At 63.3% G+C, this 8,576-nt stretch carries 9 protein-coding genes; 3 read left to right on the top strand and 6 right to left on the bottom strand.

The window, feature by feature from the left end; translation table 11 throughout:
• Positions 1–176: 176 nt before the first annotated feature.
• The 6 genes from EOA27_RS11850 to EOA27_RS11825 all read right to left on the bottom strand — a co-directional run bounded on the left by EOA27_RS11850 (position 177) and on the right by EOA27_RS11825 (position 5,789).
• Positions 177–1,280, bottom strand: a complete 1,104-nt coding sequence (locus tag EOA27_RS11850; RefSeq protein ID WP_126081129.1) for an ABC transporter ATP-binding protein — start codon at positions 1,278–1,280, stop codon at positions 177–179.
• The gene (locus EOA27_RS11845; RefSeq protein ID WP_126081128.1) at positions 1,277–1,498 is read right to left on the bottom strand and encodes a hypothetical protein; all 222 of its coding nucleotides are present in this window, start codon (positions 1,496–1,498) and stop codon (positions 1,277–1,279) included. The genes EOA27_RS11850 and EOA27_RS11845 overlap by 4 nt, the downstream gene beginning before the upstream one ends.
• Complete coding sequence (locus tag EOA27_RS11840) at positions 1,495–2,451, bottom strand: carbohydrate ABC transporter permease (RefSeq protein WP_042640685.1); 957 nt, start codon at positions 2,449–2,451, stop codon at positions 1,495–1,497. The genes EOA27_RS11845 and EOA27_RS11840 overlap by 4 nt, the downstream gene beginning before the upstream one ends.
• Position 2,452: 1 nt before the next feature.
• Positions 2,453–3,358: a sugar ABC transporter permease gene (locus tag EOA27_RS11835; protein WP_042640683.1), complete on the bottom strand. Its 906-nt coding sequence runs from the start codon at positions 3,356–3,358 to the stop codon at positions 2,453–2,455.
• 65 nt (positions 3,359–3,423) lie between these two features.
• Positions 3,424–4,740, bottom strand: a complete 1,317-nt coding sequence (locus EOA27_RS11830) for an extracellular solute-binding protein (RefSeq protein ID WP_126081127.1) — start codon at positions 4,738–4,740, stop codon at positions 3,424–3,426.
• Positions 4,741–5,132: 392 nt separating this feature from the next.
• Positions 5,133–5,789 (bottom strand): TetR/AcrR family transcriptional regulator, encoded by a 657-nt coding sequence (locus EOA27_RS11825; protein ID WP_126081126.1) that lies wholly within the window; start codon positions 5,787–5,789, stop codon positions 5,133–5,135.
• A gap of 209 nt (positions 5,790–5,998) precedes the next feature.
• On the opposite strand from EOA27_RS11825, the gene EOA27_RS11820 reads away from it, so the two are divergent.
• Genes EOA27_RS11820 through EOA27_RS11810 form a run of 3 tightly spaced genes read left to right on the top strand, consistent with a single transcriptional unit; the run spans position 5,999 to position 8,467 of the window.
• Entirely contained in the window at positions 5,999–7,195 is a 1,197-nt protein-coding gene (locus EOA27_RS11820; protein WP_127256254.1) for a Tm-1-like ATP-binding domain-containing protein, read from the top strand.
• 11 nt (positions 7,196–7,206) lie between these two features.
• Positions 7,207–8,046, top strand: a complete 840-nt coding sequence (locus tag EOA27_RS11815) for a phosphoenolpyruvate hydrolase family protein (protein WP_127256252.1) — start codon at positions 7,207–7,209, stop codon at positions 8,044–8,046.
• A gap of 4 nt (positions 8,047–8,050) precedes the next feature.
• Positions 8,051–8,467, top strand: coding sequence for a cupin domain-containing protein (locus tag EOA27_RS11810; RefSeq protein ID WP_126081123.1), 417 nt, complete (start codon positions 8,051–8,053; stop codon positions 8,465–8,467).
• Positions 8,468–8,576: the final 109 nt, after the last annotated feature.

Raw genomic sequence — 8,576 nt, 5'->3', positions numbered from 1 at the left:
GATTGAGGCCGGTCAGCGCGGTATGGCCGCCGAATTTCTTGGTGATGTTCTTGAGCTCGATATGGGCCATGTCTACTGTCTCATTTTCATTTCGAGGGTGATCAGCCCTCCGCTATGGCTCCGGGCGTTCGATTGTTCGAAAGGCCAAATCGTTGGCCTCTCGTGTCCTTCGGCCATCACAATCTCACCCCCAGCGACTTGCCGCTTGCCGTGTCGAAGAAATGCGCCTGTTCCGGATCAATGCGGACATGGACCTTCTCGCCGGGACCCGAGACGTAGCCGGCCTTGGTGCGCGCGCGCAGCATCGTGGAGCCGACCTTGAGGTCGACGATGTCGAAGGATCCCAGCGGCTCGATGATGCTAGCCTCGACCGGCATGTAGCCGGACGCCGCATCGTGCCGGACGAGCACGCCCTCCGGCCGGATGCCAAGCGTCAGGCCACCGTTGGCATGCCCGTTGAGCTTGGACAGGAGCCGGTGGGGGAACTCGAAGCCCGCCGGCGCGTCGCCGACCGTCACGGAAGCGGCTCCGGGTTGATCCGTGACGCGGGCCTCGGCAATGTTCATCACCGGGCTGCCGACGAATTGCGCCACGAACAAGTTCGCCGGGTGCGAATAGACCTCGTCCGGCGTGCCGACCTGCTGAATGAAGCCCTCATGCATGATGACGATGCGGTCGGCGAGGCTCATCGCCTCGATCTGGTCGTGGGTGACGTAGATCGTGGTCGATCCCTGCTTCACGTGCAGGCGCTTGATCTCGGCCCGCATCTCCTCGCGCAGCTTGGCGTCGAGCGCGCCGATGGGCTCGTCCATCAGCATGGCCTTCGGCCGCCGCACGAGCGCCCGGCCAATCGCCACGCGCTGCATGTCGCCCCCCGAAAGCGCCGACGGCCGCTTGTCGAGCAGGTCGGTGATGCGCAGGACCCGGGCGACCTCGCGCACGGACTTGTCGACCTCGCCGCTGCTCATGCGCGTGGCGCGCAGCGGAAAGGCGACATTCTCGAACACCGTCATGTGCGGGTAGAGCGAGAAGGACTGGAACACCATGGCGATGTCGCGGTCGGCGGCCTTGAGGTGCTGCACCGGCTTGCCGTCGATCAGGATGTCGCCCTTGTCGATCGTCTCCAGCCCCGCCACCGCGCGCAGCGTCGTGGTCTTGCCGCAGCCGGACTGGCCGAGCAGCACGATGAACTCGTTGTCGGCGATGGCGAGGTTCAAATTGTGGATGACCTGGACGGCACCGAAGAATTTCTCGATGCCGCGAAGTTCGATCTGCGTCACTGCCGGGCTCCCTCATGCGTCGGGGCGCCGGTTTCCTCGCTCTGCTCCGGCGCGATCTTGGACGTGATGTTGAAGCCGATCAGCCCGATCAGGATGATCGTCACGCCGTAGGAATGCAGGTTGAGGTTCCATGGCTGGCAGAGCGCGACTATGCCGAGCACCATCAGGATCTGCGAAGCCGGCAAAAGGTATTTCTCGTTGACGGCGCGGAAACTCATTTGCGGATCGCTCCGAACGTCACGCCGCGAAGCAGATGGTTGCGCAGCAGGAAGGTGAAGATCGCGACCGGCAAAAGGAACAGGAAGGTGCCGGCTGCGATCGTGGTCCAATCCGGCAGGCCGGAGCCGATCTGCGACGGGATGAAGGGTGGCGCCGTCTGGGCGCGCCGGTTGGTCATGATCAGCGCGAAGGCATATTCGTTCCAGGCGGTGATGAAGCAGAACACGGCTGTCGCCGCAATGCCCGTCGCCGCTTCCGGCAGCACGATCTTGAAGAAGGCCTGCATGCGCGTGTAGCCGTCCACGAGCGCTGCTTCCTCATATTCCTTCGGGATCTCATCCATGAAGCCTTTCATCAGCCAGACCGAGAAGGAGAGGTTGAACGCGACGTAGAGGATGATCAGCCCGATATGCGAGTCGTTGAGGCCGACCATGCGGTACATCAGGAACATCGGGATGGCGACCACCACCGGCGGCAGCATGCGCGTCGACAGGATGAAGAACAAAAGATCCGCCTCGCCGGCGATCTTGAAGCGGGAAAAGCCGTAGGCAGTGAACGTTCCCATGCCGACCGCCAGCACCGTGCTGATGACCGCCACGATCAGGCTGTTCATGAACCGGTCGGGATACTGCGAAAGCTGCACATCCTTGCCGACCTTCAGCACCCGCTCGCCGCCGTCATAGATGCGTTTTTCCCACCAGGGCGCGGCTTCGTAGACTTGCGGATCGACGGGCTTCTGCATCTGCACGCGCTTGGTGAAGAGACGCACGAACGGCGTCACCTCCGGCTCGAACAGCACGGTCGGCGGCACGCTGACGGCGAGCTCCTTCGGCTTGAACGCCGTCGAGGCGATCCAGTAGATCGGCGCCAGGAAGATCAGCGTCGCGACCAGCACGGCGGCGATTGCCGCGCGGTTGAAAGCAACCTCGGAAGAAGTGCGGACGGCGGCCATCTCAGCGCTCCTTCACCTTGTTGAGATACTTCACGTAGAGGTTGGTGATGGCCAGCACCATGATCAGCACGATGTAGGCCAGCGCGCAGGACTTGCCCGTATCCCACTGCTGGAAAGCCTGCTTGTAGAGCCGGATCGCGATCAGCTCCGCGGTCGGCTGGGTCGTCATCGTGTAGGCGATGTCGAAGGTCTTGAAGGCTTCCATGGTGCGGAAGATCAGCGCGATGAGAAGGATCGGCGAGACCAGCGGCAAGGTGATGCGGGTGAAAGTGTACCACCATCCGGCGCGGTCGATCGCGGCGGCCTCGTAGAGATGCTGCGGCACCGCCGACAGGCCGGCGAGCGACAAAAGCATGACGAAGGGCGACCACATCCAGATGTCGGTGATCGCGACCGCGTAGAGCGCGCTGTCGGGATTGGAGAGCCAGGCGAAATCGCCAAGGCCGAAGACATAATTGATCGGGCCCCAGGACGGGCTGTAGAGCAATTGCCAGAACAGGCCGACGACCGCCGCCGACATCATCATCGGCAACAAAAGCAGCGTGGTGATCAGGCCCTTCATCGGAAAGGAGCGGTTGAGCAGAAGCGCAAGGCCGAAGCCGACGACCATCTGACCCGCCACGGAAACGATGACGTATTTCGCCGTGATAACGAAGTTGGACCAGATGTGGTCATCGCTGAGCAGCTCGCGATAATTCTGCAGGCCGACGAACTGCCAGGGCTCGCTCCGGTTCGCGGCGAAATTGGTGAAGGAATAGCCGAGCGAATAGATCAGCGGAAAAATGTTGAAGACGATCAGAAAGACCAGCGTCGGGATGATGAACAGGTTGCGGATGGTGAGATCCGACCAGCCGCGAGCGGCAGCCCTGGACGCGGGATCGAGATTGGTGAGGGCTACCGAAGCCAACTTTGTCTCCTGAAAACAGGAATGCCGGAGGGGAAACCCTCCTCCGGCATTCTGACTGCGATGCTTTACTTGTAGCGGTTGTACTTGGTGAAGGTCGCCTTCCAGTCGGCGGCGGTCTTGTCCAGCGCCTCCTGGGCGGTGCCCTTGCCGCCGACCACGAACGGATAGATGTTCTGGTTCAGCTGATCGAGCACTTCGGCATATTCAGGCGTTGCCCAGAAGTCCTTGACCATGAACATCGTGTCGTAGAACGCCTTGTTGTAAGGCGTCGCGTTCTGGAAGGCGTCCGACTTCAGCACGGCCTGGCTGCAGGTGTAGCCGCCGAGTTCGGCCCACTTCTTCTGGGTCTCGTCCTTGATGAACCATTCGAGGAACTTCATCGCCTCGTCCTTGCTCTTCGAATACGAGACGACGGAGATGCCCTGGCCGCCGAGAGCGGCGAAGCGCTTGCCGTCCGGGCCGGCCGGATTTGCAAAGAAGCCGGTGACGTCGGCATAGGGATTGGTGGCCTTGTTCACCAGCGGCGGGAAGAAGGCGAAGAAGTTCATGCTCATCGCAGCGAGACCGCCGGTGATCGCCTGATTGTCTTCCACGAAGAAGGTCTTGCCCCAGCCGGGAGGCGTGAACTTGTAGAGCTGCTTGTACATGTCGAGGCCGGCGGCGGCCTCCTTGGAGTTGGTGATGCCGTCGACCTTGTAGGTTGCGTAGTCGCCGAGATCGCCGCCATAGCTGAAGATGGCGCTTTCGACGCCCATCGCCATCGCGTCATAGGAATTGTCGGTGTAGATGGCGACGCCGTAGCGCTTCTGGTCCGGACGGTGGAAGAACTCGGCGATGTCGCGCAGCTGCGCATAGGTCGTCGGCACGGCGAGGTCGTAGCCGTACTTCGCCTTGAAGGCCTCTTTCTCCTTCGGGTCCTCGAACCAGTCCTTGCGATAGGACCAGCCGATCGCGTCGCCTTCCAGCGGGATCGCCCAATACTTGCCCGAGCCGCCGGGGTATTCGGCATAGTATTTGATGGTCGCCGGCGCCATTACGTCATTGAGCTTGTGCTGGTTGAAGAAGTCGGTGAGGTCGACATAGTGGCCTTGCGTCGAACCGGCGCCGAGCCATTGCGAGTCGCCGACGACCATATCGTAGGCGTCCCCATGCGCGTTGAATTCGGTGAAGGCCTTGGTCTGGAAGTCGGGCCACGGCGTGGTCTGAACCGTGACCTTCACACCGGTCTCGGCTGTGTAGTCGTTGACAAGCTCCTGCAGGTAGTTCGCCGGATCCCATTCCGCCCAGAAGATGGTGAGTTCCTTGTCCTGCGCGCGGACGGATGTCCCGCAGGCAAGTGCCAGCCCGATACCAGCGATCACGCTGGTCACTATCTTGCGCATAGTTTTCCTCCCTTGTGCGCATTCTACCGTGTCATGCGAACCGGCAGCGAAGCCGGCCGCGGTAGTTCCTCCTGTGAGGGCACCCTTGCCGGTTCCGGGCCTCCTCACCCTGCCGGAATGGAACGCGGCCGTCACTTTTGATCCGCTTTATTTGACTATAATCTGGTATTACCAATTTCAGCTTGGCGTCAAGCGCTTTCTTGAGCGACGGAAAGCAGCCGAATGAACCGATCCTTACGATATCTGGCTGTTTTCCCTCGTTATTCCTACTCCTTGATATGCAAGACCCTTGTCACGAGCCGCCTCCGACAATTAACATCCACACCTGATCCTGCAATCTGGTCGAACCAGATTTAGAGGGCTGGTGCTTTCGGCGGCGCCGACATCACTGCTCATTTCGGCCCTGATTCCGCCATCGCCGTCCGCACCAGCGCGCCCGCCGCCCATTGCGCCACCGACATCATTTCGGCGCTGTCCAGCCCCCAGATGTCCTTCAGCACCGTGACCACCTCGACGCCGAACACCAGCGACAGCGCCTGCGCCAGGCGACTGAACTGACGCGGCCTCAAGCGGCCCTTGAGCGGCGCGATCGCATCCTTCAGCAGGTCAACGCGATGGCCGCGCGTGAAGGCGGGCTCGGATCCGAGCGTGCCGGCCTGGCGCCGCGCCCATTGGTCGAGGGACAGCTTCAGAGCCGCCTTGAACGTCGCCTCGAAGGCTTCGATGCGCGGCATCGCGGTGGCAAACAGATCCGCCACGCGCCGTTCGGCATCATCGGAGGCCGACTTCCAGGTGAGGATCGGGCCGAGCCCTTCATCGACCACGGCCTGCACCAGCGCCGCCTGGCTCGGGAAATACCGGTAGGCGGTTGCGCGCGACACCTCCGCCGCCTCCGCGACCTCGCTGACCGAGGGTGTCATGCCGGACTGCATCAGCCGCGTCGCCGTCTCCAGCATCAGCCGCTTGGTGCGGGCACGCGCCCCCTTCTCGATCACCGGCGTCGGGGCGACCTCATCCTTGGCGACGGCTTGTTGACGTGAGACATCCATATCAATATGATACGCGCGTCTCAAAAATTTGCAATGGCGCAACGCCAGGAAAATGACGGGGCCCCACCAGCGACGAGGCTTTGCCGAGGAGCTTACGGGTGGGGCAAAAATAGGTCCCCACCAGCGACGAGGCCTTTGCCGAGGAGCTTAAGGGTGGGGCAAGAAGGCGGGCGGCAAAGCCGAACATGCCGGACGACGGGGAAACGCGCATGAAGCGCATCTATGTGGTCGGCACCGCCGACACCAAAGGCGAGGAGCTTGCCTTCCTGGCCGATGCCGTCGCTACTGCGGGCGGCGCGGTCGTGCGTGTCGATATCGGCACGCGGGGTGCGACCGTCCCGGTCGATATCCCGGCCAGCGAGGTCGCCGCGCATCATCCCAAGGGAGCCCACGCGGTTCTCGGCCTCGATGACCGCGGCGCCGCCGTTGCCGGCATGGGGGCCGCTTTCGCCAGTTTCATCCGCTCGCGCGACGACATCGCCGGTGTGATCGGCATCGGCGGCGGCGGCGGCACCTCGATCGTCACCGCCGGCATGCGCGCGCTGCCGCTCGGCCTGCCCAAGCTCATGATCTCGACGCTGGCATCCGGCGACACCGCGCCTTATGTCGACGTGTCCGACATCATCATGATGCCGTCGGTCACCGACATGGCGGGACTGAACAGGCTCTCCCGCGGCGTGTTGCACAATGCCGCCCAGGCGATCGCCGGCATGGCCGCGAAGCCGGCCCCGGCCGCCGCCGGCAAGCCGGCGCTCGGGCTCACCATGTTCGGCGTCACCACGCCTTGCGTGACGGCGATCGTCGAGCGCCTGCGCGACGACTATGACTGCATGGTCTTCCACGCCACCGGCACCGGCGGCCGCTCGATGGAGAAGCTCGCCGACAGCGGCCTGCTGGCCGGCGTCCTCGACATCACCACGACCGAGGTCTGCGATTTGCTGTTCGGCGGCGTGCTGCCGGCAACGGAGGATCGCTTCCGCGCCATCGCCCGCACGAAATTGCCCTATATCGGCTCGGTCGGCGCGCTCGACATCGTGAACTTCTGGGCGCCACCGACAATTCCGGAAAAATATCGTGGGCGACTGTTCTACGAACACAATCCCAATGTCACGCTGATGCGCACCACGGCCGACGAATGCCGCCGGATCGGTGAATGGATCGGCGGCCGCCTCGCCCGCTGCGAAGGCCCGGTCCGCTTCCTGATCCCGGAAAAGGGCGTCTCGGCGCTCGATATAGAAGGCGGCGCCTTCTTCGACGCAGAGGCCGACGCGGCGCTGTTCGACGCGATCGAGCGCACGATCGAGCCGACGAAGGACCGCACCGTCACGCGCCTGCCGCTGCACATCAACGACTCCGCCTTCGCCAAGGCCGCGGCCGAGGCGTTCCTCGACATCGCCAACAAGTGAGACAGACAAGCATGCCCGCCATCCCGCGCAAAACAATCCTGGAGAAATTCCGCAGGATGATCGCCGACGGCGTGCCGATCGTGGGCGGTGGCGCCGGCACCGGCCTGTCGGCCAAGGCCGAGGAAGCCGGCGGCATCGACCTGATCATCATCTACAATTCTGGCCGCTATCGCATGGCCGGGCGCGGCTCGGCCGCCGGCCTGCTCGCCTATGGCAACGCCAACGAGATCGTCAAGGAGATGGCCTATGAGGTGCTGCCGGCGGTGAAGAAGACGCCGGTGCTGGCCGGCGTCAACGGCACCGATCCCTTCGTCATCATGCCGCTGCTGCTTTCCGAGCTGAAGACGATGGGCTTTTCCGGCGTGCAGAACTTTCCGACCGTCGGCCTGTTCGACGGCACCATGCGCCAGAGCTTCGAGGAGACCGGCATGGGTTTTGGTCTCGAGGTCGACATGATCGCCGAGGCGCATCAGCTCGATCTGCTCACCACGCCCTACGTCTTCAATCCCGATGAGGCGCGCGCCATGACCAATGCCGGCGCCGACATCGTCGTCGCCCATATGGGTGTGACGACCGGCGGCTCGATCGGCGCCACCTCGGCGAAAACGCTCGACGCCTGCGTGAAAGAAATCGACGACATCGCCGATGCCGCGCGCTCGGTGCGCAAGGATGTCATCCTGCTGTGCCATGGCGGGCCGATCTCGATGCCCGACGACGCCCGCTACATCCTCGAGCGGTGCGAGGGGCTGCACGGCTTCTATGGCGCAAGCTCGATGGAGCGGCTGCCGGCCGAAGCGGCAATCGCCAGGCAGGCGGCGGATTTCAAGGCGATCACAAAAACGAAGGGATGAGGCAATGGCCGACAAAAGCAAAGTGTTCGTCTACCCGAAGGATGTCAGCGCCTTCGGTTTCGACTGGGGCAGACTCTCGCTGACCGTCGCGCCGGAAGTGAATGGCGCTGAGCGCTTTTCCGGCGGCGTCGTCGACTTGCCGCCCGGCCGGGGCCACACCCGCCACAATCATCCCGGCGCCGAGGAGATCATCTTCGTCATCTCCGGCCATGGCGAGCAGATGGTGGAGGACGAGAAGGGCAATCCGGTGGTGGCGAAGGTCGGTCCAGGCTGCACCATCTACGTGCCGGAGAGCCGCTTCCACTCGACGCTCAACACCGGCGACCAGCCGATGCAGCTGTTTGTTGTCTATTCGCCAACTGGGCCTGAGCTGGTGTTGCGGGAGCTGCCGGATTTCAAGCTGCTGCCGGCGGGCACATAATCTTCAGCGTCGCAGCCCCCTCATCCGGCCGCTGCGCGGCCACCTTCTCCCCGGCGGGGCAGGGCTGTCCGGGGAAAGGTTCGGGTGAATCGAAATGCCGCATGTGCAT

The sequence above is a fragment of the Mesorhizobium sp. M2A.F.Ca.ET.037.01.1.1 genome (genome assembly GCF_003998075.1).
Taxonomy (GTDB): Bacteria; Pseudomonadota; Alphaproteobacteria; order Rhizobiales; family Rhizobiaceae; genus Mesorhizobium.
This window is presented reverse-complemented; position numbering and strand designations above follow the sequence as displayed.